A 22161-nucleotide genomic window follows, 5' to 3' on the forward strand; every position below is an offset into this window, starting at 1 on the left:
TACACAGCCGCTCAGGTGCTGGGTGTATCGTCAGGAGTCAGGAGCCATTTCGGCTCCGCTCTAGGGAGCGATCATGGGCGACAAATCACCGCGCCAAGCTGCATCGAAGAAGTCCAGTAAATCCATCAAGGAAAAGCGCGCGGACAAACGCGCTGCCGAGTCGCCCGACACTGCGGCCGCGAAACCCGCAACCGGCAATAAAAAGTGAGTGGGGCGCAAAGTCCGCTAAGCATTGGCGTCCTGGGTTCTTCGCTGAAGCCCAACGAGCAACGGCTACCGATCCACCCGCAGCATCTTGGGCGCATTGCTCCGGAACTGCGCCAACGGCTCCGCCTTGAATATGGTTACGGCGAACGCTTTGGTGTCCCGGACAGCACACTCGCCGGGCTTGTCGGCGGGCTTGGCACGAGGCGGGAGCTCATTGCCCAAAATGACGTCATTCTGCTGCCGAAGCCGCAGGCCGAGGATCTTGCCGAGCTCCGCGACGGGCAGACCCTTTGCGGCTGGCCACACTGCGTTCAGGACGAGGCGATCACCCAGCTCGCGATCGATAAGAAACTAACGCTCATCGCGTTCGAAGCCATGAACCACTGGGCTGCCGACGGCGGCTTTGGACTTCACGTCTTCCACAAAAACAACGAGCTCGCCGGCTACTGCTCCGTGTTGCACGCGTTGGCTTTGACCGGTTCCACGGGTGATTACGGTCGTCGCCTGACGGCAGTGGTCATCGGTTTTGGCGCCACGGCCCGGGGCGCCGTCACAGCCTTGAACGCCCATGGCGTCCATGATGTCCAGGTCCTGACAAACAGGGGTGTCGCCGCAGTCGGATCCCCGATCCACTCGGTGCGGATCGTGCAGTTCGACCACGACAACAACGCACCATTCCTGAGCCAGGTCATCACCGATGGTGGTCGCAAGCCTTTGGCCCCGTTCCTCGCTGCGGCAGACATTGTGGTGAATTGCACCCTGCAGGACCCCAACTCCCCGCTAACGTATCTGCGAACTGAGGACCTGGCAGAATTCCGGCCGGACAGCCTGATCGTGGACGTTTCCTGCGATCCCGGCATGGGATTCAGTTGGGCACGCTCAACTACCTTCGATGAGCCCATGTTCCGGGTGGGCGGGCACGTCAACTACTACGCCGTTGATCACAGCCCTTCATACCTGTGGAACTCGGCCAGCTGGGAGATCAGCGAGGCCTTGTTGCCGTTCCTGGAGACTGTGGCCGCAGGTCCGGACGCGTGGGACACCAATGAGACGATCTCCCGTGCGATCGAGATTCGCGAGGGCGTCATCCAAAACCCGGATGTGCTGGAGTTCCAGGGACGCTCGGCGGAATACCCCCATGTACGGGCTGCGGTACAAGCGCCCGCAGCCTAACGGCCCGTCCGGGACAAAAGGCAGTGCATGCAGTTCCGCCGCACGCACTGCCTTTCAGTGCGCCCAGCTATGCAGCTTGCGTCCGGTCAACGATCCGTAGCACTCGACGCCGGTCACGCAGGTCCACCTTGATGTGCAGGGATGCCTTCCGTGCCAGTACGACGGCGACAACAGCCGCCGCCGCTGCCGGCACGCCACCAGCCACAAGGATGGCCAAGTGCGGCCCAAGGTGTTCGGCCAGCCAACCCATGACGGGCCCACCAATTGCCTGTCCGCCGATGAGGACCACCAGGTAGAGGCTCATTACCCGGCCGCGAATGCTCATGTTGGAACTGGTCTGCACCATCTGGTTTGCCGCGGTGAGGAACATGAGGCACCAGAATCCAGCCAGGACCATCGAGGCGCTGAACCAGACCATGGACGGCATCACGGATGATAGGCAGAGCATCAAGCCATATAGCCCCGCCGAGAGCACCACCGACCGCAACCGGAGCTGACGACGTCGTGTGGACGTCACCGCCCCCACCAGCGCACCGAGCGCAACCATCGCGTTCAGCAGGCCGTAGCCTCCGGCCCCGGCGTCGTACACGTGGTCCGCAAAGGCGGCAAGCAGCACCGGGAGGCTCATCGCGAAAACCGCCACGAATCCGGCCATCAACCATGGCCAGTAGATGGTGGGCTTGCTCAGCGCGTACTGGAGGCCTTCGCGCAGCATGCCCTTCTTGCGGGGCGTCGGCCGGCTAAGGTGCAGCTGTTCCTTGCGGAGTATCAGGAGCATGGCAACGGTGGAGCAGCACGCCACGGCATTGGCGGCGAATGCCCAACCGGCGCCCACAGCCGTGAGCAGCCATCCCGCCAGCGCCGGGCCGATCAGGCCACCGAGCTGGAAGGTTGTTGAGTTGACGCTGATGGCATTGCGCAGGTACTTGGGACCTACGAGTTCGTTGACGAACACCTGCCGCGCCGGCTGGTCCAGGACGGTCACAAAGCCCAGCACCAGGGCGATTGCATACACATGCCAGACTTCCACGCGATGGCTGAGGGAGAGCGCCGCCAAGGTGGCAGCAAGCACGGCCGCCGCGGACTGGCAGATGATGAGGATCTTTCGCTTGGCGAAGCGGTCGGCCATCATGCCGCCCCACGGGCCAAGGAACAACGACGGCATGAACTGCAGCGCCACGGTAATTCCGACCGCGGTGACGGAACCAGAGAGCTGGAGCACCATCCAGTCTTGGGCAATACGCTGCATCCAGATCGCAATCACGGCAATGAAATGGCCAATTGCGAAGATCCTGAAGTTGGGTACCTTCAAGGAGATGAAGGTGTGCCGCCAGGGCAGCTTTTCACTCACGACGGCGAGTGGCTGGGTGACGGTGTCCGGCGTCTGCGGCGCGGACAGGGAATCGATGATGGGCTGGCTGACATTTGCCGCTGATGGCGGTGGGGGTGCCAAAGGGAGTCCTCGGATCGAGAGTTTCGGTGGGATGCCTTTAACGCTATGGTTGCCAGCAGCAATTATGGAAGCGTATTGCGCCTATAACTAGCATTGCGGATCGCAATGAGGCTCCTGCGCTTCCACAGTAATTCGACCCAGCGCTTGAGGAGTTCCGTGTTTGAACCTGTCCAGCTCCGCTCCTTCCTTGCTGTCGCTGAAACCCTGAGTTTCACCAAGGCGGCCGAGCGATTGGGACTCGCACAGCCAACCGTGAGCCAGCACGTCCGCAAGCTCGAAGCCGCAGCCAAGCGCGTCCTCGTTGCCCGCGACACCCGGGAAGTCCGGCTGACGGACAATGGTGATGCCATGGCCGGGTTTGCCCGCAGCATCCTTGCAGCCCACGACTCCGCTGCACGCTACTTTTCCGGTTCGGCGATGCGCGGCCGCCTCCGATTTGGCACGGCGGACGACCTCGCCATCACAGGCCTGCCGCGGATCCTGCGCGAGTTCCGGCAGCTGTATCCACAGATCAACCTGGAACTGACCGTCAGCCAAAGTGACCAGCTCTACAAGCGCCTCAACGCCGGGCAACTGGATCTGGTGTTCGTCAAGTGGGTGGCTGGCGCCAAGGAAGGCACTGTGGTCCGGCATGACAACTTCGCATGGGTCGGCGTTGAGCAAACCGTCCTGGAACCGGGCGCACCTGTGCCGCTGATTGCATACCCCGCCCCCAGCCTGAGCCGAAAGTTGGCCATCGACGCCCTGGAAGCCGCCGGCCGCACATGGCGCATCACGTGCAGCACCAAGCAGATCAGCGGCGTCCTGGCCGCCGTCCGCGCAGGTATCGGAGTGGCGGTGATGCCGGCGTCGCTTGTACCAGAAGACCTGAAGGTAATCACCCAGCGTTTCGACCTCCCGCCCGTGGGAGACGTCGACTTCACCTTGATCCGGAACCCGCTGGCCAACGCCGAGGTCATCGACGCCCTGACGCAGGCAATCATGGGCAGGGCGCTGAGCAAATCGAACTAGCGGTCAGCAAGCGAATGGGCTAGCCCTCACGAAGACTCTTCCCGCCCGGCTTCTCGCCAATTATGAGGAACCGCTGACGGCGGACTACAAAACTGCCGTCACGGATGATGCACTTGCGGATACCCCACAGCTGCTCGCGGTGCTGCGCGGGATAGAACCCACTTGGTTAAATTCGGCGTCGTCCTCCCGCAGCCGCACCTCGACTGCATGTCCTCAAACACCGTGTCCGCGGAAAAGGCTCCCTGACACAGCGGAAGCCTGTTCAGCCGGCCCTCCAAGGGGTCCACGACGTCTCCGATACGTCTGCAAAAAAAATGCTCTCAGAATGCATCAAATGCGAATCCGGGTCAGGGAAACCTTGGAGTCCAGCGGAATTATCTGCCTGCACGGTACCTCGAGCCCGTTGATGCTTACACGCCAAGGCTGTTGCCCGGTGCGCCGCCGGACCCGCCCCCAAATCGGGTTAACGAAAGGGTGCTTATCGGCGTCAGCGGGTCCGAAGGCTCAGTCTTCTGGGTCCGCCCCAGGTTCAGCCCATTCCAACGCGGCGACAACATGACCCTCATTGGGCAGTGCTACCTTCTCGTCTGCCGGGAGTTTGTCGTAGGTGTAGGCCGCGACGGCCATCGGCGAGGTAGAGCGCCCGAGACTGTATCGGACGCTGCGGTCATTCTTGGTGCCGCAAATGAGGATGCCGATGGTTTCGTTGTGGTGCTCGCGGCGGAGCATGTCATCGACGAGGGCGACGTAGAAGTTTAGTTTGCCGGCGAACTCCGGCTGAAACTTTCCTGTCTTGAGTTCGATGACCACGTATCTGTTCTGGTCCATATGGAAGAACAGCATGTCGACGTAGTAATCGTCGCCGTCGACGTCGAAGTGGACTTGCCGCCCGACGAAAGCGAAGCCTGGTCCCAGTTCGCGCAGGGTTTCGGTGATCCGACTGGTTAAAGCCAGTTCCAGTTCGCGTTCAGCGACTTCCCCGGACAAGCCCAGGAACTCGAAGTTGTAGGGGTCCTTCGCGATTTGTTGGGTAAGCTCGGAGTCCTGCGCAACAAGCTGTTGCGCAAAGTTGGACGGAGCTGCGCCGGTCCTTTCAAGAGTTCGGTTCATGATCATGTTCAGCAGGACATTCCTGGACCACCCGTATTGGACGGCTGCCGCTGCGTACGAAGTACGTTTTTCCTGTGCGCCCACCTTGTCCAGAAGGACAGTAACGTGGCCCCACGGCAATTGCGCAACAGCTTGTTGCGCAATTGGACCGTCCTGCCAGGCTCCGGCGAACGTGGTCATGTACTGAATGTTTCTGGGCGAGATTTTCCGAACTAACTAGGTCGTGGAGCGGGCCTTTTCGTCGCCGCGTTACCGGTTTTCGACCCGAGTGGTGGGCATAGGCAACCGGGTTGCGGTTGCTCTTCGAGTGTCGATCTTGTGCATCTGATCGAGCTTCGATTCCGCGGCGGCGAGACTGGTCTGGAGGCCTTCGACCTCGCCGAGCCAGCCGTTTGTTTCGGCTTCTTTGATGCGGTCGTGGAGGTTGCCGATGATTGTGGTTAGTCGTTCTTTCTGTGCGGGGTCCGGCCGTAGCAGGGAGCAGCGAATGCAGGCGTGTTCGTGAATGCAGGGGCTGCCGTAGGCGCGGCCGCAGGTCCCGAGCTCGACCCGGCGGGTGACAAAGTGACGCTCGAATTCGTCCCATTCCTCAGGGGTTGGCTCGCGGTATTCGTCGCTCGGCCTTGTTTGGCGTCGTCTGGCGATGAAACTGCGGTGCTCACGGATCACGTGCTGCGGATAGACCGCTGCATAGCCCTGGGTCGTGACGATCGACTTGTGACCCATGAGCTGCTGGATGATGTGGGGTGGCATACCGGAGGCAAGTGCGTCGGTGGCGAAGATCCGGCGGAAGTCGTGCGGTGTCAGCCGGACCGGCCGCCCTGCGACTTGAATGTCGGCGCGGCTGAGTAAGTTGTTCAGTAGGGCGCGGATGGCCCCTGGACTGGTGACTCTGGCCACGCCGCCCCTTTGCCGACCTTGGAACAGAAACGGAAGCGGGTCAGACCAGATCTTCTCGTAGGGGTCGTAGCGCTGGACCAGGGGAACCCTGCCATCGGATCCACGCACTCTCGCGATCACCTCGGCCAGCACGTGGGCCAGTTCCGGCCCCGCGACCAGGAGGCGTTCCTCGTCGGATTTGCTGGGTGCGATGTGCAGCAGCGGCACGACCTCCCCAGTCTGCGGGACGGTGTAGGGCTGCAGGGACAGGTGGGTGAGTTCCAGCAGTTCCTCGATGCGGATGCCGGAATGCCGCAAGACCTCCACTGCCGCCCAGATCCAGAATGCGGCGTCTTCCTTGTCGGTCAGGTGCTTTTCCTGGCCAGGACGGCGCACCCGGATTGGCGAATGTGGGCTTACCTGGACAATCTCCCATTCGTGTCCGTCGAGAGTCAGGTAGGCGCCGTTTCCGAGAGCTGCGGCTTCTGCGAGCTGGTCACGGGCCCGTGCGAGTTCGGTTTCTGCGGCGGTGACGAGCTGAGGGAGGACCGGGGCAAGCTGCCTGATCTTGTGGTGCTGCTCGGAGATCGTTCGGCGCCGTTCCTTGGTCCCGCCGGCAGTGTCACGATCGTAGATGAACTGAGGCGCGACCCATTGGGCCCAGTACGCATCCTGCTGCGCCCAGAGGGCAACATCCGAGTAGAACGCAGCGACGGTGTTCATCACTTTCCGGTAATTCCGCCGTGGCGTGCCGTCCGAAAGGACCTTGATCCGTTCTTTCCAGTTCTCACCCTGCTCGGGGGTCAGATCGAAGCCGGCGGGTTGGCCGTAGCTGTTCACGACGTCCGCCCAAAACAGTGCCACGAGGCACTGTGCCACGCCGTTCATGCTCGTGTAGTCCAGCGAAGGCTGACGCGCTTTGAGGTATCGGATCAGGACGCTTCGCTGCGGCTCGGCGATGCCGTGCTGGTCGACGAGCTGTTCGCAAGTCTTGCGGCCCACGCGATGGACGCGACCGGGGAAGCGGACCGAATCGCTGCGCAGCCAGCCGAGTCCGCGCAGGACGTGCCAGACGGAGGCTAACTGTTTGCTCGTCACTGTCCGGCCGTCGTTGTATGCCCGTGCCATGGTGAGCACGTCTTCAGCGGTGATCTGGTGGATCGGCTTGCCTGTATGAGCGACCAACTGCCCGCCTGTGATCAAAGCCCGCGCATGAGTTTGGGGAACCAGACCCAATGCAGCAACGCGGGCTTCGAACAGATCCCAAGTGGTGTCGTCTCGGTCGCGGCCGATGGCTGGCCAGAACTGCAGGCGCCGGCGGTTCATCCACACATACGACGGCCGCACCAGGTCCAGCGACACCAGCCAGCGCAATGCAGCGTGGTAGCGGCCTGCCTCCCACGGCTCCAGATCTCGGTGCACTATCGGGAATAGCCAGCTCCTCCCGGTTGGTCCAGACTCCTCCACCGCGTTAAGCCACCGCTCGTGCCATGTTTCGCCGTCATGGCTGGCCAGGAAATCAAGCAGCTTAGCCGCCGCCGGCCTCGCCTCCTGATTGTGTGAACAGATGGCCTCGATGATCTTCTCGGACGGTGCGCTTGCGAGCTCGCCGAAGGACACTTCGCCGGCGGGGGCGTCTTCGACTGCGTGCAACTGTAAGGGCGTCGCGCGGCGCGTTGCCCGTCGATGGCTGACTTCAGTCGTCACGGCGGCCCCAGAGGATTTCTAGGTCTTCTTGCGCATATCGCAGGGCTTGAGCCGGTGTCGCGTCGGAAGCCGGAGGCGTGAGGATTGCGCGGTGTGCGGCAAGCACGTCCTCGATCCGCGGTTTGGAATAGACCGTCAGTGTCTCAAGGGAGGCATGCCCCAGGATTTCCTGAACGTGGTGCGGCATCATCCCGGCGTCCAGTGCGCGGATCGCAAAGGTGTGCCGTAGGTCGTGCAGGGTCCAGTTGCTGCCGAGTGCATCGTTTGCCCGTCGCAGGACGGCACGGAACGCGTCATAGCCCAGCGGTTGACGTGGTTCCCGTTCAGTCACCCACAGCCCTTCGTCGACCGCGGCGGGGCCGCGTTCCAACAGGTAGAGGCGGAGCCAGATCAGTGCGTGCCCACCGACCGGGATCTGCCGCACCATGCCGCCCTTGGCGCGGATTGTGATCAGCGAATCACCCCAATCGATGTCTCCTCCTCTGAGCCCGAGGATCTCGCTCGCACGAGCGCCACTGGTGACGTAGAAGGCAAGCAGAGCACGGTCACGGTTGCAGTGCAGGCTGCGGAACAATGCCTCGAACTTGGAATCTGGGATAGCGCGCGGCACCCGGCGGACAGCCTTCTGCCGGTAAGCGTCACGCGGTCCGGTCCTGTATGGCTCCAGCGGATTGTGGTGGGCATTCAACCGAGGATTCAACCGGGGGAACGGATTCACCAGCACTGGCCCACTGCCGCGGCGGTGGAACTCATAGAAACCACGCCCAGCGGTCAGCGCACCATTGATAGCGGAGGCAGAATACTTCGGGCCCAGGTTGGACTTGCCGGTGACGCCGTTGATGCCTGGGCGACTTTCGGGCGGCCGCTTCGAGCCGAGGAACTTGTCAGCGCTCCGCATCCACAGCACGAACTCTTGGGTATCCCTTTCGCACGCTTCCAGCCACGGTCGGCCGACGCTCCAGAGGAACCGCAGATAGATCAACAGACTGTTCGCGTAGGTCCGGATTGTGAGCTGCGAACGGTCGCACGCGATCAGATTCCGAAACCACTCAGTTGCAGGAACGAACTCCTCGCCGAGCGGCTCCAGGATTCGATAACCCGGAACCGCCGATGTCGCGACAACCCTGCCGAGTTCGGCCACCGATACCGACTCGACCGGCTGATGTGCTCCCGCATCACCTGCTGCGTCCACCACACCAAAGTCGCACCAGTTGGCGGGTGCGACGGAGACCGACACGCCGCAATATCGGCTCGATAGTTCGGTTAGTTCACAGGCCCTTCATCTCAGGGAACTCGGCACGCAGGTCCGAGGACAAACGCTTGATAACTCCGCTCCCCCAGCCCTGTTGTTCCTGTTGCTGCCGAACTCCTTGGCCTATTGCCCAGTACAGCTCAATGAGCTGTGTGTTGATGGTCCGAAGCGCCCGGGTCCTTGCCGTTTTGACTGTTGCCTTCAGATCCTCGAGAAGGTCCAGGTAGCCAGCGGGAAGGTCCAGGTCACGCGAGTCGGTCATCAGTCCACCCTAATGTGCGCCACTGACACCATGGCTCAAGTGTCCAGACGGTGTCTGGACACTTGAAAACGGAGAACTTCTAGCACGGCCCCTGGATACCGCGGCTACGGCCGGTCGCTCTGCACTGGGGAAGCCGTCAACGTCGCTGCCATGTCCCAGTAGTACCCACCTGTCCCAGGTCCTGGACATGTCTTCGGCAAATGTGCCACAGCCTGTGGCGCTATTTGGAGTTGTCTCTCATTTGATTTTCGCGGGGTCTTTGTCGTCAGTCTGGCTCTGATGGCGGACCGGGTTCACGCCTGGAAGGCTCGTACATCGGGGAACCAGCCCGCCGGAGCCTTCTTGGGTTCCAGATGTTCGGGGTCGCGGTGTTCTTTCATGTCGCAGTTGTAGAAGGGACCTTGGGGGTCGAGGAGGACTCTCATGTGATGGTCTGCATGGTCCCGCCACCAGACGCTCATACCGGTAGCGGGATCCAGGCGCAGGTGCTCCCATGAACGCCACAGAGCCGCCACACGTGAGACGGCTTCCGGGTGGAAGTACCACTCGATGCACCACTTCGCGGACTTTCCCGTGACGCTGCGGACGTACGTGGGCAGCAGCTGCTCATGCAGGAATTCTTCGGCGGAGCCGTAGACGAGCTCCGGTTCTTTCTCGGCACTCTGGTCAGCTTTGCCTGGGGCCGGTGTGTCTGTGTCGTAGAGGTCAAAGTCATTCGTCATGAGTGCAGACCCTTCCTACTTCGTGACCCAGGGATTGGCTACAGGTGCCGCTGGAACCGGGACGGCTGGTTCTTCGGGGCGCGGGCTGTACTTCTTGATGGATGCCTCCACCGTTTCCTTGTGGGGTCCGGTGTACCAGGGCATCGTGCGGACGAGCGTGGCGGGTGCGCCGGAGGCGAGGACCACGGCGCCGCCGCGGTCGAGTTCGGCAAGGTTGGAAACGTCAAAGATGCGTTCCTTGCCCTCTTGCCGGGAGCGGCTGGAACCGGACTTGCCTGAGGACGTGGAGACGTTGATGTAGCTATAGTCACCGATCCGGTCCGAGAGTGCGCGGAGGAAGCCCTCTTCTGCCACGCCGCCGCCGTAGACCTTCACGTTCGCCGTTGACCAGATTTTCCGCATGTTCGCGTCTCCCCACAGCTCCACGCCTTGGGACCAGGACTGCAGGATCCCCATGACGATCCCCGAGTGTGGCCGCGAGGAAGTCCGAGGACAGGATGTCTTCAGCCTTGGGATCGAAGTAGGCGTCGGGCTTTGACCCGGGCACAGGGGAGCCGACGGAGAAGTGCTGCGTGAGTTTGTAGGCCTTCTCTTCGTCGGTGACGTAGGAGAGCGGGTTCCACCACCAGTTCGGCTCTTCCTGCCAACACCCGCACGGTAAGCGCATTCCCGCTATCCTGAACCAATGATCGATATCACGACGCTGGCTGACCTCACGCCTGGAATTTGTTCCGTCACTCTCCGCGAACTGGGGATTGACGACGTCGTCCGAATTTCCTCGGGCGCAGGTCTGGCCGGCATCGAGTGGGGTACGGATGTCCACGTCAGCGACGCCGCCTCTGCTGCTCATGCCAAGGAGGCCACCGAGGCTGCGGGCCTCAGCGTCCTGTCGCTCGGTTCCTATTACCGAGCGGGAGCTTTCGGCGATTTCGAGCCCGTCCTCAACCTCGCCGCCGCGCTCGGTGCCCCGCGGATACGGGTCTGGGCCGGGGAGCTGGGTTCAGCCGACGCCAGCCCGGAGCACTGGGACGCGGTGGTTACGGACACGCAACGCATCGCCGATCTGGCCGCGGCCCGAGGGATCGGCATCGCTTTCGAATATCACGGTCGAACACTCACCGACTCCCCTGAAACCACCCTCGAGCTCCTGCGCCGCGTCGATCACGCAAACGTCGGCACCTACTGGCAGCCCGCCGTCGGACTCACTGACCAGCAGGCGCTGGATTCTCTTCACCAAGTGCTGCCTCACGTCGTCGGCGTGCATTGCTTCTCTTGGGGACCAGAGGCAGAACGCCATCCGCTGAGGTCGCGCAAGCTCCTCTGGCAGACCGTCTCCGATGTCCTTCGCGGCAACGGAAGGGACATGGACATCATGCTGGAGTTCGTTGAAGACGATCTGCCGGAGAACGTGCACAACGATGCCGCTTTCCTGCACGCCATCACGCTGGGCGAGGACTAACTCCAGCAACCCAGCCCATCCGGCCGAGCCAAGCAGTACACAAGGCTGGCCATTGGTCGGCGCCCGGCGACCCGCCAGCCAAGCCCAGCCCGTGCACGCCCTGCGGAAAAACATGGAGTTCCGCCGGTACGCCGGCACGGCTCAGCGCCGCGGTGTACGCCAGGCTGTGACTCACAGGCACGGCTTCGTCCTCGGCAGTGTGCCATAGGAACGCCGGAGGCGTGGCAGCGCTGACATGGAGCTCGGCGGATAGCCGTCGAAGCAGCTCAGGACCGCCCTCAGGTCCGATTAAGTTGTCCACCGACCCCCTATGGGCCGAATCCATGAAGGAAATCACCGGGTAGCACAGCACGGAAAGATCCGGGGCGGCCGCCGTCGTCCTGAATTGCTCGGTTCATGCTCCGGGACTCCTGGGATCAGCGGCGATGCGGGGCTCTAAGCCGGGACTTCCGTGCTCCTGCGGAGCTTGACGGAACCACCAACCGAGCCGCCCTCGGTGCCACCTGCTGCAAGCCTCCCAATGTCCTCCAGCGGCAGATACACGGTGGACAAGGCGGGACGGAAATCGCGCAGTGTTTCAATGTCGTCAAAACCAGCGATATTGGCATCGCGGGGAATCCACACACCCTCTGCGCGCAATGCGGCGGTGACGCCGATGGCCATGACGTCATTGACCGCGAAAATGCAGAGCCGTTCGTCCGAGGCCTTGATCCGTTCGGCCAGCGCCAACCCGGCATCGTATCCCCCGGCACGATCAAAGCCGGTACGGATGACCTCGGCAGGGGGCCGGCCGGCGTCGGAAAGTCCGCGCTGAAAGCCGCGGATGCGGTCGTCGGACGTAAAGAGTCCCTCGGGGCCGCCAATAATCACGAAGGCGCCCTGATGCGAGGCAACCAGTTCATCAGCAAGCTTCGCCGCGAGGTCTTCGTTGGGCACCTCAATCACGTGGTAGCCCTCTTCGGTAGTGGAACCAACGATCGGGTGCCCCACCACCCCTACATGCCCTCCATTGCGGCAATAGCGGTCCAACTCGGCGGCGAGCTCCACGTTGCTTTGTTTGTCCTCGGGTCGCGCTGAGCGTGAACCGGCAATGACGATTGAATCGGCACGGCGTGCGGCGAAGGCTGCCACAGCTTCCCGCTCATCCGATGGAGCGCCGGATGTACTGGCCAGCAGCACCATGCGGTTTTGCTGCCGGGCTGCTTCCTGGACGCCGCGGGCAATGGCGGAGAAGTAGGGATCGGCGATGTCGTGGACAATCAAGCCGATCAATCCTGAGCTGGACTTTGCGAGCGCCTGGGCCTGGGCATTGGGGACGTAGCCGAGCTTTTCGGCGGCGTCGCGGACGCGCTCCGCAATATCCTCTGCGGGCTTACGGGTGGAACCATTGAGGACGCGGGACGCCGTGGCCAGGGAAACCCCTGCCAAACGGGCAACTTCACTCAGTGTGCTGGCGGCCACGAGGCCCTCCTTTTCTGCAAGCCATTGAGACTGGCGCTAGAAGAAATTATGGCAGCCTCCAGCCATTTTTGGGAAAGCGCTTGCCAAAATGGCGCGGCGTAGTGCATGATCGATTGCAGCGGGAATGCGCTTTCCCACATCTGGAAATGCAAACACCGGCAACGCACAGCGGCCGGCACACAAGGACCTGGAGAAAACATGGGCTACGAAACAAAGACGATCCGCATCGCCATGAACGGCATCACTGGCCGTATGGGTTACCGCCAGCACTTGCTGCGGTCCATCCTCCCCATCCGCGATGCCGGTGGATTCACCCTCGAAGACGGCACCAAGGTTCAGGTGGAACCGATCCTCGTTGGCCGCAACGAAGCCAAGATCCGCGAGCTGGCGGAGCTCCACAAGGTTTCCGAGTGGTCCACGGACCTGGACGCAGTCATCGCGGACCCCACCGTGGACATCGTGTTTGACGCCTCCATGACCAGCCTCCGCGCCGCCACCCTGAAGAAGGCAATGCGCGCCGGCAAGCACATCTTCACCGAGAAGCCGACGGCCGAGACGCTGGAAGAAGCAATCGAGCTCGCACAGATCGGCAAGGAATCCGGCGTCACCGCAGGCGTCGTGCACGACAAGCTGTACCTCCCGGGCTTGGTCAAGCTCCGCCGCCTGGTGGATGAAGGCTTCTTCGGCCGCATTCTCTCCATCCGCGGCGAGTTCGGCTACTGGGTCTTCGAAGGCGACGTCCAGGCAGCACAGCGCCCGTCTTGGAACTACCGCAAGGAAGATGGCGGCGGAATGACCACGGACATGTTCTGCCACTGGAACTACGTGCTCGAAGGCATCATCGGCAAGGTCAAGAGCGTCAACGCCAAGACCGCCACCCACATCCCCGCACGCTGGGACGAGGCCGGCAAGGAATACAAGGCCACCGCTGACGACGCCTCCTACGGCATCTTCGAGCTCGTTACCCCGGGTGGCGACGACGTCATCGGCCAGATCAACTCCTCCTGGGCCGTCCGCGTCTACCGCGACGAACTGGTCGAGTTCCAGATCGACGGCACGCACGGTTCCGCCGTCGCCGGTTTGAACAAGTGCGTTGCGCAACAGCGCGCCCACACCCCCAAGCCGGTCTGGAACCCGGACCTGCCCGTCACCGAATCCTTCCGAAGCCAGTGGCAGGAAGTCCCGGCCAACGCTGAACTGGACAACGGCTTCAAGCTGCAGTGGGAAGAATTCCTGCGCGACGTCGTCGCCGGCCGCGAGCACCGTTTCGGCCTGCTGTCCGCTGCCCGCGGCGTGCAGCTGGCCGAGCTCGGCCTGCAGTCCTCGGCAGAGCGCCGCACCATCGACATCCCGGAGATCACCCTCTAATGACGTCACTGATTCTTCCCACCAACGACGGCGGCACCCGCGAGTACCGCCTTCAGCCCGCCACTGCCTGGGTCAAGCCGGGCGCTCCCCTGACCGCTCGCCGCGCCTACGCCGCAGCGCACGTCATCCCGGAAGTCGCCGCTGACAACACCCCCGGCGCTCCGGCTCAGCTCGACTGGGACGCCACCCTGGCGTACCGGCACGAACTGTGGTCCTACGGCCTGGGCGTTGCCGACGCCATGGACACTGCACAGCGTGGCATGGGCCTGGACTGGGCAGCCACCCAGCAGCTCATCAAGCGCACCGGCGCCGAAGCCGCCTCAGTGGTGGCTGCAGGCAATGCGGCAACTGCAGGCAAGTCCGTCCGGGACCTCGTTTCCTGCGGTGCCGGAACCGACCAGCTGGACATCACCGCCGTTCCGGACGGCGCTGCCGGCATCAAAGCCGTCATCGATGCCTACCGCGAGCAGATCGCCGTGGTCAGCGAAGCTGGACCCAAGGTCATCCTCATGGCATCCCGCGCCCTGGCCAAGGTGGCCAACGGCGCCGACGACTACCTGCACGTCTACTCGACGCTGCTGCGGGAAGTCGACCAGCCCGTCATCCTGCACTGGCTCGGCACCATGTTCGACCCCGCGCTGGCCGGATACTGGGGCTCCGACGATGTCTCCGTGGCCACCGAAACGTTCCTCAGCCTGATCCGCGAGCACTCGGACAAGGTTGACGGCGTGAAGGTTTCGCTGCTGGACGCTTCCCACGAGATCGCCCTCCGCGCCAACCTTCCGGAAGGCGTCCGCCTCTACACCGGCGACGACTTCAACTATCCGGAGCTGATCGACGGCGACGGCACCCACCACTCGGACGCCCTGTTGGGCATCTTCGCTGCCATCTACCCCGCCGCTTCGGTTGCCTTGCAGAAGTACGACGCCGGTAACGCTGCAGAAGCGCGCGCCATCCTGGACTCCACCCGTGAGCTCGGAAAGCACATCTTCAGCGCACCCACGTTCTACTACAAGACAGGCATCGCCTTCATGTCGTGGCTCAACGGCAAGCAGCCCGGCTTCCAGATGGTCGGTGGCTTGCACTCTGGCCGCTCCGTGCTGCACCTGGCCAAGACCTTCGAACTGGCAGATCAGGCCGGCTTGCTGAAGGACCCCTCGCTGGCAGCCTTCCGGATGTCCGATTACCTGAGGATCAACGGAGTGGGCGCATGAGTGACTTCTCGAGGCTTTCACTGAACAGCGCCACCACCAAGAAGTGGACCCTGGCCGAGGCAGTGGACGGTTGTGCCCGGGCAGGCGTTCCCGCGATCGGCCCGTGGCGTGACCGGGTTGCCGAGGCAGGGCTGGACAAAGCGGCCAAGCTCATCAAGGACGCCGGCCTTCGCGTTTCCTCGCTGTGCCGCGGCGGCTTCCTCACGGCTGCCGACGCTGAAGGACAGGCCGCTGCACTGGCTGACAACTTCGACGCCGTCCGTGAAGCGGCTGCGTTGGACACCCAGGAGTTGTTCCTTGTGGTCGGCGGGCTCGCGCCCGGCGAAAAGGACGTGGTCGCAGCCCGTCAGCGTGTAGCGGACCGGCTCGAGGAACTGGTTCCGTTCGCTTCCGAAAATGGCGTTCGCCTGGTGCTCGAGCCGCTGCACCCGATGTACGCCGCGGACCGAGCCCTCATCTCCACGCTCGGCCAGGCCCTGGACCTGGCCGCGCCGTACGACGCGAAGGCAGTGGGCGTCGCCGTCGACACCTTCCACGTCTGGTGGGACCCGGAACTGAAGGCGCAGATTGAACGCGCGGGCCGCGAAAACCGCATTGCCTCCTACCAGGTCTGCGATTTCAACCTGCCGATCGCTGCGGACGCGCTGCTGTCCCGCGGAATGATGGGCGACGGCGTCATCGACTTCGCGACCATCGGCACCTGGGTCAGGGATGCCGGATACACGGGCGACATCGAGGTTGAAATCTTCAACCAGGAGATCTGGGACGCCGATGGAAACACGGTCCTGGAGACCATGAAGCAGCGCTACGCGGAGCTCGTCCTCCCGTACGCCTAAGAACGTGGTCCTCCTGCGGAGGCCCTAAGCTCCGCAGGAGGACCACCCCAAAGCAAGCGAGCCCCTGCCCGGTCACGGCAGGGGCTCGCTTTCTTGCATCGTGCACACCCTGTTTGTTTCAGCGTGGAGACGCGGAATGCCCATGTTAGATAAGTGGTACACAGCTGAAACATTGCGTCGATGAGAGGAAACAATGGCCACTTACGCTGGTTTCACCTGGACAAAGAGGTCCACGAAACCACTGAAAGGACACCACCATGATGCTCTTGAAGACCCTCAACTTTTTTCTGGACGCCAGCAGCAGCCACAGCGGATCCTCAGGCGCTTCCCCTGAAGAAAATTCACCCGCAGCCGCCTTCGCCTCCGAGCGCCTGTCGTCCAGCGCCTGGGAGGGCTGGTGGGATGATGCCGACCAGGGCTTCCCTGCAGGGGCGTAATCCGCCCTACAGCTCGAGGCGTGCTACAGCGTGACTGGCTACAGCGTGACTGGCACGTGGACCTGGGCACGGGGAACACCGATCAAGGTGAGAGTGCCGCCGTCGTTCGCCTGTAACTCCACCCGGATGTTCCGGGTTCCCTCCTCGGGCTGGACGGAACTGACCCGGAAAACCTCACCGTGGATTTCCACTCTGTCGCCGTCGCGAACGGTCTTGAGCTTCCTGCGCGTGGTGCCGGACGCGTCGACGCGCTGAGGTTCACTTCCTGTCTTCGGCATTTGCTGTGCGTTCCGGGGATTCGTTGGAGCGGGCATCGTCGTCGTGGTTTTCCCGTAGTTCCTGCCCGCGGCGGATAACTTCATCTTCCTGCTTCTGCTGCTTGTCGCTGCGCTTGGTATCGCGGGGCGGGAGTTGGATGCTCTCTTCGGCTTCAATGCCTCCCTGCAATTCACGCCCGCGTTCCATCTCGGCGTCAAATTCCGCACCGAAAAGCAGCGACATATTCAGGATCCAGAGCCACAGCAGCATGATGATGACGCCTGCCAGCGTTCCATATGTTTTGTTGTAATTGCTGAAATTCGAAACGTAGAAGCCGAAGCCCAGCGATGCCAGGGCAAAAATTACCAGGGCGATAAGGGAACCCGGGCTCATCCAACGGAACTTGGGTTGCTTGACGTTGGGGGTGAAGTAGTACAGCACGGCGATGACAATGACCACCAACACAATCAGGACCGGCCATTTGGCAATGTTCCACACCGTCAGGAATGTTTCTGACATGCCGATTGCCTTACCGATTGTCTCCGCTACCGGACCGCTCAGGACGAGCATCGCGGCGGCGAGTGCCGCGCCCACGAGTGCGACGACGGTAACGGCGAGCATGGTGCCGCGCAGTTTCACGAAGCCGCGGCCTTCATCCACTTCATACACGCGGTTCATCGCCCTGCTGAAGGCTGTGGTGTAGCCGGAGGCCGACCACACAGCCACCAGGATGCCAAAGACCAGTGCGAAGCCGGCCGCATTGGAGCGCGTCAGTTCCTCGATGGGCTGCCGCATGGCGTCAACGCCGGGTCCGGGGGCGAACTGCTGCACGATGTCCAGCAATGCCGCGGTGGTTTTCCCCGCGTCGCCAAAGATGCCGATAAGGGAAACCAGCGCCAAAAGCGCGGGGAAAAGGGAGAGCACGGCAAAGTAGGTCAGGCCGGCGGCTGCATCAGGACATTGATCCTTGCTGAACTCCCGCAGCGTCCTCTTGGCGATATACATCCATGTGGGCTTGCCCAGGTCCTTGAGACTGTCCGGCTTGCGGTCGTCTTCAGGGGCGGGCGCGGTATCTGCCTTCGCTGTGCTGGTGTGTGGCGAGTCTTGAGTAGTCATGGGACACCTGTTCGTGGGTAGGGCATGCGCGAACAAACTGACCCATTAATAGTAAGCATGCTGATGATTCCCATGGAAGTCTTGGGGGAACCCGCAATTCCCCGGTAATACCCACGCACTCCCCGGCGAAAAGATGCCCTACGCGAGCTTGCCCGCCGGGAGGAACTCGAAAGGTGACTCAATCACAGTGCGGATCACCTGGCCCGCCGCGCCCAGCAGCGTCCCGGAGTGCTCCAATCGGGAGACTGTGAGGTTTTCGGGCTCCAGCAGCCCGGGCGCATACCTTTCCAAACTCGAGAGCACTGCTGGCCTCAGCCAATCGGCGAGCACGGCAAAGTGACCACCAAGCACTACGGCCTCGATGTCCATGAGACGCGCAGAAGAGGCGAGCGCGACGCCCAAGTACCGCCCGGCGTCGTGAACCGCACTCGTGGCGCGCGGTTCATCCGCCGCCAACGCCGCGAGCAGAAGTCCGGTTCGCTCCGCAAGGGACCCCTCCGGGATATGGGCAGCCTCAAAAATGGCTTCCTGCCCAGCGAACGTTTCCAGGCAGCCGGCCCCTCCGCAGGAACACGCAGGCCCTTCGGGATGCACCACGATGTGGCCCAATTCTCCCGCTGAACCGCCAGGCCCCGTATAGAGCTCCGAACCGATGATGACCCCGCCACCAACGCCAACCTCGCCGGAAACGTAGAGGAAGTCCGCCGGACCACCGCCGTACCAAAGCTCACCGAGGGCAGCACTGTTTGCCTCGTTGGACAGCCGGACACCAAGTGGCGCGCCTTCCAGCAACGCCTGCGGATTCAATTGTTGATGCTCCCAATGGAGGTTTGGGGCGGACAACACGACATTTCGCTGGTCATCCACCAGGCCGGGAACCGCAAGTCCGCCTCCGAGGATGGTGATGCCGGCAGCTGCTGCTGCTTCCTTGGCCTGGCTGGCCAGCTCACCCAACTGCTCCATGACGGCAGCCGGTTTGAGCCCTCGGTTGCGGGACTCCACCGTGGAGCTAAAGCGCAACTTCCCGCCAAGGTCCACCAGGCCAACGGCCAGGTAGTCGACGTTGATTTCCATACCGACAACGCCTCGCCGGGAGCTTAGCTCGAGCCCTTGCCCAGGACGCCCGCGCTCTCCATCGCGATACAGGCCAACCTCGGACACAAGGCCAGACTCCACCAGATCGGCCACCAAACTGGATACAGCGGCTTTGGTCAGCCCCGTTCCAGCGGCCACTTGCGCGCGGCTTGGCTTGGCATCGCCCGTGCGGGCAATCGAGTCCAGGACGAGCGAAAGATTACGACGGCGCACGTCACCCACGCGCCCCGGGGCAGCTTGTTCGTTCACTCGCGCAGCCTCCTCAGGGCTTGGAAGATTTTTCGCTGGTTTCCATTGACCATGATCCATCATCCCCCATATAGTTCAGATTGGAAACTAATTGGAGTGCTTTACATCCATGGCCTCCCCGCCGCTTTGCAAAGGAGCAACAATGACCCCGCAGCCAACCCCCCAGGACCGGTTCACCTTTGGCCTTTGGACCGTCGGCTGGACTGGCGCCGACCCGTTCGGCGTAGCGACCCGGCCGGCCCTGGACCCTGTGGAAGCCGTGCACAAGCTCAGTGAACTTGGCGCGTATGGCATCACTTTCCATGACAATGACCTTGTCCCCTTTGATGCCAGCGCCTCGGAGCGCGACCTCATCCTCAAGAACTTCAAGGCCGCCCTGGCCGAAACCGGCCTGAAGACGCCGATGGTTACCACCAACCTCTTCAGCCACCCTGTCTTCAAAGATGGCGGATTCACCTCAAATGACCGCTCCGTCCGCCGCTTTGCCCTGAGCAAGATCCTGCGCAACATCGACCTCGCCGCTGAGCTTGGCGCAGAGACCTTCGTGATGTGGGGTGGCCGCGAAGGCAGCGAATACGACGGTTCCAAGGACCTCTCCGCAGCGCTGGACCGCATGAAGGAAGGCGTGGACACCGCCGCCGGCTACATCAAGGAGAAGGGCTACGGCCTGCGGATTGCCTTGGAACCCAAGCCGAACGAGCCTCGTGGCGATATCTTCCTGCCCACCGTTGGCCACGGCCTTGCCTTCATTGCCCAGCTGGAACACGGCGACATCGTGGGCCTTAACCCGGAGACCGGCCACGAACAAATGGCGGGCCTGAACTTCACCCACGGCATTGCCCAGGCCCTGTGGGCGGGCAAGCTCTTCCACATCGACCTCAATGGCCAGCGTGGAATCAAGTACGACCAAGACCTCGTCTTCGGCCATGGCGACCTCACCAGCGCCTTCTTCACCGTGGACCTCCTGGAGAACGGCTTCCCCAACGGCGGACCCAAGTATGACGGCCCCCGCCACTTCGACTACAAGCCGTCCCGCACCGACGGCTACGACGGCGTGTGGGAATCGGCAAAGGCCAACATGTCCATGTACCTGCTCCTGAAGGAACGCGCCCTCGCCTTCCGCGCCGATCCGGAAGTTCAGGAAGCGCTGACTGCCTCGGGCGTGTTCGAGCTGGGCGAGCCCACGTTGAACGCCGGCGAAACCACCGCGGACCTGCTGGCTGACGCCAGCGCCTTCGAAGCGTTCAACGCCGACAAGGCCGCCGAGCGCTCGTTCGCCTTCGTCCGCCTCAACCAGTTGGCCATCGAGCACCTTCTCGGGGCCCGCTAAAGGCACCTCCCCGTAAGAAGAACCAACCCATCGCAATTCCGTCGCCGGGCCAGGCAAGGTCCCTCGTTTTACCGGACTGCCAGTCCCGGCGACGGTCCCCCAAAGGAACAAAAGCATGCCTCTCGTAGCCGGGATCGACAGCTCCACCCAGTCCTGCAAGGTGGTCATCAGGGACTCAGACACTGGCGCCCTGGTGCGTCAGGGCCGAGCCTCACACCCAGAAGGTACCGAAGTCCATCCGGATCATTGGTGGACCGCCCTTCAGGAAGCCATCAACCAGGCGGGCGGCTTGGACGACGTCGATTCCGTCGCCGTGGGTGGCCAGCAGCACGGGATGGTCTGCCTGGATGAATCCGGAAACGTGGTCCGCCCAGCACTGCTGTGGAACGACACCCGGTCCGCACTGGACGCGGAAGAGCTGATTCTTGAAGCTGGCCAAGGTGACGCCGTGGCTGGAGCTGCTTATTGGGCCGCCAGCACAGGGACCGTGCCTGTGGCATCGCTGACGGCCAGCAAACTTCGGTGGCTTGCCCGGCACGAACCGGACAATGCCCGGCGCACTGCAGCCGTTTGCCTTCCACACGATTGGCTTTCCTGGCGTTTGGCCGGTCATGGGCCGGGCACAGGTCCATCCTCTTTGGAGTTGCTCCGCACTGATAGGTCCGACGCCTCGGGCACCGGATACTTCGTTGCAAGCAGTGGCGAGTACTTACCGGAAGTCCTGCAGAGCACCCTGGGCCATGTCCCGGTGCTGCCGGCCGTCGTCGGGCCTTTGGAAACTGCCGGCAAGACGCCCAATGGCGCTTTGATCGGGCCAGGCGCAGGTGACAACGCCGCGGCGGGGCTGGGTGTCAACGCCGGCGTCGGGGATGTTGTTATTTCCATCGGCACGTCAGGAACTGTGTTCGCCGTTTCCGACGTCCCGTCCCGGGATCAGAGTGGCCTGGTAGCAGGATTTGCCGATGCCACAGGGAACTACCTGCCCCTTGCCTGCACACTCAACGCCACTCGAATTTTTGATGCCACCGCTGCTTTACTCGGGGTGGATTTGCAGCAACTCGCCAAACTGGCACTGTCAGCCCCTGAGGGCGCAGGCGGCCTGACCCTTGTGCCATATTTCGAGGGCGAACGTACCCCCAACCTTCCGGACGCCACAGGATCCCTCCATGGGCTCACAGTGTCGAATTACACCGCGGCCAACCTGGCCAGGGCCGCCGTCGAAGGTGTTGTGTGCTCCCTGGCCGATGGCCTCGCCGCCCTGCGGGCGCAAGGCGTGGCGGCCCGACGCATCATCCTGGTGGGCGGCGGTGCCCAGTCCGAAGCCGTGCAGAAGGTTGCCGCCGAGGTCTTCGGGTTGCCGGTGTTCGTGCCTGCTCCGGGGGAATACGTGGCGGACGGCGCGGCCCGGCAAGCCGCCGGTGTCCTGACAGGCAAGCTGCCGGATTGGCCCCTTGAAGGAATCGAAGTCGCTCCGCACAAGGGCTCCGGCACACCGGAGTTCTTGACGAGGTACCGCCATTACGCCACCAAGGCAGCCATGGGCTGATCACCGCGTATGTGCT

General features: G+C 62.8%; 22 protein-coding genes. 10 read left to right on the forward strand and 12 right to left on the reverse strand.

The genetic code is table 11. The features are described 5' to 3' along the window. Positions 1 to 73: 73 nt before the first annotated feature. A complete protein-coding gene (locus tag LDN75_RS24215; RefSeq protein WP_263422337.1) occupies positions 74 to 208 on the forward strand; it encodes a hypothetical protein in 135 nt (44 codons plus the stop codon). Next, the gene (locus tag LDN75_RS21595; RefSeq protein WP_223934724.1) at positions 205 to 1380 is read left to right on the forward strand and encodes a N(5)-(carboxyethyl)ornithine synthase; all 1176 of its coding nucleotides are present in this window, start codon (positions 205 to 207) and stop codon (positions 1378 to 1380) included. The genes LDN75_RS24215 and LDN75_RS21595 overlap by 4 nt, the downstream gene beginning before the upstream one ends. A gap of 67 nt (positions 1381 to 1447) precedes the next feature. On the opposite strand, the gene LDN75_RS21600 is transcribed toward LDN75_RS21595, so the two are convergent. After that, entirely contained in the window at positions 1448 to 2833 is a 1386-nt protein-coding gene (locus LDN75_RS21600) for an MFS transporter (protein ID WP_223934725.1), read from the reverse strand. A 156-nt stretch (positions 2834 to 2989) separates the two neighbouring features. Between LDN75_RS21600 and LDN75_RS21605 the strand changes: the two genes are divergently transcribed. Beyond that, the gene (locus LDN75_RS21605) at positions 2990 to 3844 is read left to right on the forward strand and encodes a LysR substrate-binding domain-containing protein (RefSeq protein ID WP_223934726.1); all 855 of its coding nucleotides are present in this window, start codon (positions 2990 to 2992) and stop codon (positions 3842 to 3844) included. A 504-nt stretch (positions 3845 to 4348) separates the two neighbouring features. Here the strand turns inward: LDN75_RS21605 and LDN75_RS21610 are convergent. The 6 genes from LDN75_RS21610 to LDN75_RS21635 all read right to left on the reverse strand — a co-directional run bounded on the left by LDN75_RS21610 (position 4349) and on the right by LDN75_RS21635 (position 10232). Beyond that, positions 4349 to 5134 (reverse strand): PDDEXK nuclease domain-containing protein, encoded by a 786-nt coding sequence (locus LDN75_RS21610; RefSeq protein WP_346347151.1) that lies wholly within the window; start codon positions 5132 to 5134, stop codon positions 4349 to 4351. Positions 5135 to 5203: 69 nt separating this feature from the next. Continuing rightward, positions 5204 to 7540 carry a site-specific integrase gene (locus LDN75_RS21615; RefSeq protein ID WP_223934727.1) on the reverse strand — a complete coding sequence of 779 codons (2337 nt, stop codon included), beginning with the start codon at positions 7538 to 7540 and terminating at the stop codon, positions 5204 to 5206. Then, positions 7530 to 8777 carry a tyrosine-type recombinase/integrase gene (locus LDN75_RS21620; protein WP_223934728.1) on the reverse strand — a complete coding sequence of 416 codons (1248 nt, stop codon included), beginning with the start codon at positions 8775 to 8777 and terminating at the stop codon, positions 7530 to 7532. The genes LDN75_RS21615 and LDN75_RS21620 overlap by 11 nt, the downstream gene beginning before the upstream one ends. A gap of 31 nt (positions 8778 to 8808) precedes the next feature. Further along, positions 8809 to 9054, reverse strand: a complete 246-nt coding sequence (locus tag LDN75_RS21625) for a DUF1016 N-terminal domain-containing protein (RefSeq protein ID WP_223934729.1) — start codon at positions 9052 to 9054, stop codon at positions 8809 to 8811. A gap of 293 nt (positions 9055 to 9347) precedes the next feature. Then, on the reverse strand, positions 9348 to 9776 hold the full coding sequence (locus LDN75_RS21630) for a DUF4913 domain-containing protein (protein ID WP_223934730.1): 429 nt from the start codon (positions 9774 to 9776) through the stop codon (positions 9348 to 9350). 15 nt (positions 9777 to 9791) lie between these two features. Continuing rightward, the gene (locus LDN75_RS21635; protein WP_223934731.1) at positions 9792 to 10232 is read right to left on the reverse strand and encodes a TraM recognition domain-containing protein; all 441 of its coding nucleotides are present in this window, start codon (positions 10230 to 10232) and stop codon (positions 9792 to 9794) included. Positions 10233 to 10461: 229 nt separating this feature from the next. Here LDN75_RS21635 and LDN75_RS21640 point away from each other — a divergent pair, with 229 nt between their 5' ends. Next, positions 10462 to 11235, forward strand: a complete 774-nt coding sequence (locus LDN75_RS21640; protein ID WP_223934732.1) for a sugar phosphate isomerase/epimerase — start codon at positions 10462 to 10464, stop codon at positions 11233 to 11235. Here LDN75_RS21640 and LDN75_RS21645 read toward each other — a convergent pair. Next, positions 11216 to 11536: a prolyl oligopeptidase family serine peptidase gene (locus LDN75_RS21645; RefSeq protein WP_346347152.1), complete on the reverse strand. Its 321-nt coding sequence runs from the start codon at positions 11534 to 11536 to the stop codon at positions 11216 to 11218. The two genes, LDN75_RS21640 and LDN75_RS21645, sit on opposite strands and share 20 nt — an antisense overlap. A 134-nt stretch (positions 11537 to 11670) precedes the next feature. Then, on the reverse strand, positions 11671 to 12696 hold the full coding sequence (locus LDN75_RS21650; RefSeq protein WP_223934733.1) for a LacI family DNA-binding transcriptional regulator: 1026 nt from the start codon (positions 12694 to 12696) through the stop codon (positions 11671 to 11673). Positions 12697 to 12894: 198 nt separating this feature from the next. On the opposite strand from LDN75_RS21650, the gene LDN75_RS21655 reads away from it, so the two are divergent. The 4 genes from LDN75_RS21655 (at position 12895) to LDN75_RS21670 (ending at position 16551) form a co-directional block, all read left to right on the forward strand. Further along, positions 12895 to 14064 carry a Gfo/Idh/MocA family oxidoreductase gene (locus tag LDN75_RS21655; RefSeq protein WP_223934734.1) on the forward strand — a complete coding sequence of 390 codons (1170 nt, stop codon included), beginning with the start codon at positions 12895 to 12897 and terminating at the stop codon, positions 14062 to 14064. After that, on the forward strand, positions 14064 to 15278 hold the full coding sequence (locus LDN75_RS21660; protein WP_223934735.1) for a dihydrodipicolinate synthase family protein: 1215 nt from the start codon (positions 14064 to 14066) through the stop codon (positions 15276 to 15278). The genes LDN75_RS21655 and LDN75_RS21660 overlap by 1 nt, the downstream gene beginning before the upstream one ends. Beyond that, positions 15275 to 16114, forward strand: a complete 840-nt coding sequence (locus tag LDN75_RS21665) for a sugar phosphate isomerase/epimerase family protein (protein ID WP_223934736.1) — start codon at positions 15275 to 15277, stop codon at positions 16112 to 16114. The genes LDN75_RS21660 and LDN75_RS21665 overlap by 4 nt, the downstream gene beginning before the upstream one ends. Positions 16115 to 16371: 257 nt before the next feature. Next, positions 16372 to 16551, forward strand: a complete 180-nt coding sequence (locus LDN75_RS21670; protein ID WP_223934737.1) for a hypothetical protein — start codon at positions 16372 to 16374, stop codon at positions 16549 to 16551. Positions 16552 to 16589: 38 nt separating this feature from the next. On the opposite strand, the gene LDN75_RS21675 is transcribed toward LDN75_RS21670, so the two are convergent. From LDN75_RS21675 to LDN75_RS21685, 3 genes are all read right to left on the reverse strand, one after another. Then, on the reverse strand, positions 16590 to 16829 hold the full coding sequence (locus LDN75_RS21675) for a hypothetical protein (RefSeq protein ID WP_223934738.1): 240 nt from the start codon (positions 16827 to 16829) through the stop codon (positions 16590 to 16592). Continuing rightward, positions 16810 to 17925 (reverse strand): YihY/virulence factor BrkB family protein, encoded by a 1116-nt coding sequence (locus LDN75_RS21680; RefSeq protein WP_223934739.1) that lies wholly within the window; start codon positions 17923 to 17925, stop codon positions 16810 to 16812. The genes LDN75_RS21675 and LDN75_RS21680 overlap by 20 nt, the downstream gene beginning before the upstream one ends. A 138-nt stretch (positions 17926 to 18063) precedes the next feature. After that, the gene (locus LDN75_RS21685; protein WP_223934740.1) at positions 18064 to 19269 is read right to left on the reverse strand and encodes an ROK family transcriptional regulator; all 1206 of its coding nucleotides are present in this window, start codon (positions 19267 to 19269) and stop codon (positions 18064 to 18066) included. A gap of 142 nt (positions 19270 to 19411) precedes the next feature. Here LDN75_RS21685 and xylA point away from each other — a divergent pair, with 142 nt between their 5' ends. Both xylA and xylB read left to right on the forward strand, forming a co-directional pair. After that, positions 19412 to 20599, forward strand: a complete 1188-nt coding sequence (xylA, locus tag LDN75_RS21690) for a xylose isomerase (RefSeq protein WP_223934741.1) — start codon at positions 19412 to 19414, stop codon at positions 20597 to 20599. Positions 20600 to 20714: 115 nt separating this feature from the next. Then, positions 20715 to 22145, forward strand: coding sequence for a xylulokinase (gene xylB / locus LDN75_RS21695; RefSeq protein WP_223934742.1), 1431 nt, complete (start codon positions 20715 to 20717; stop codon positions 22143 to 22145). Positions 22146 to 22161: the final 16 nt, after the last annotated feature.

Source organism: Arthrobacter sp. StoSoilB5, from assembly GCF_019977235.1.
Taxonomy (GTDB): domain Bacteria; phylum Actinomycetota; class Actinomycetes; order Actinomycetales; family Micrococcaceae; genus Arthrobacter.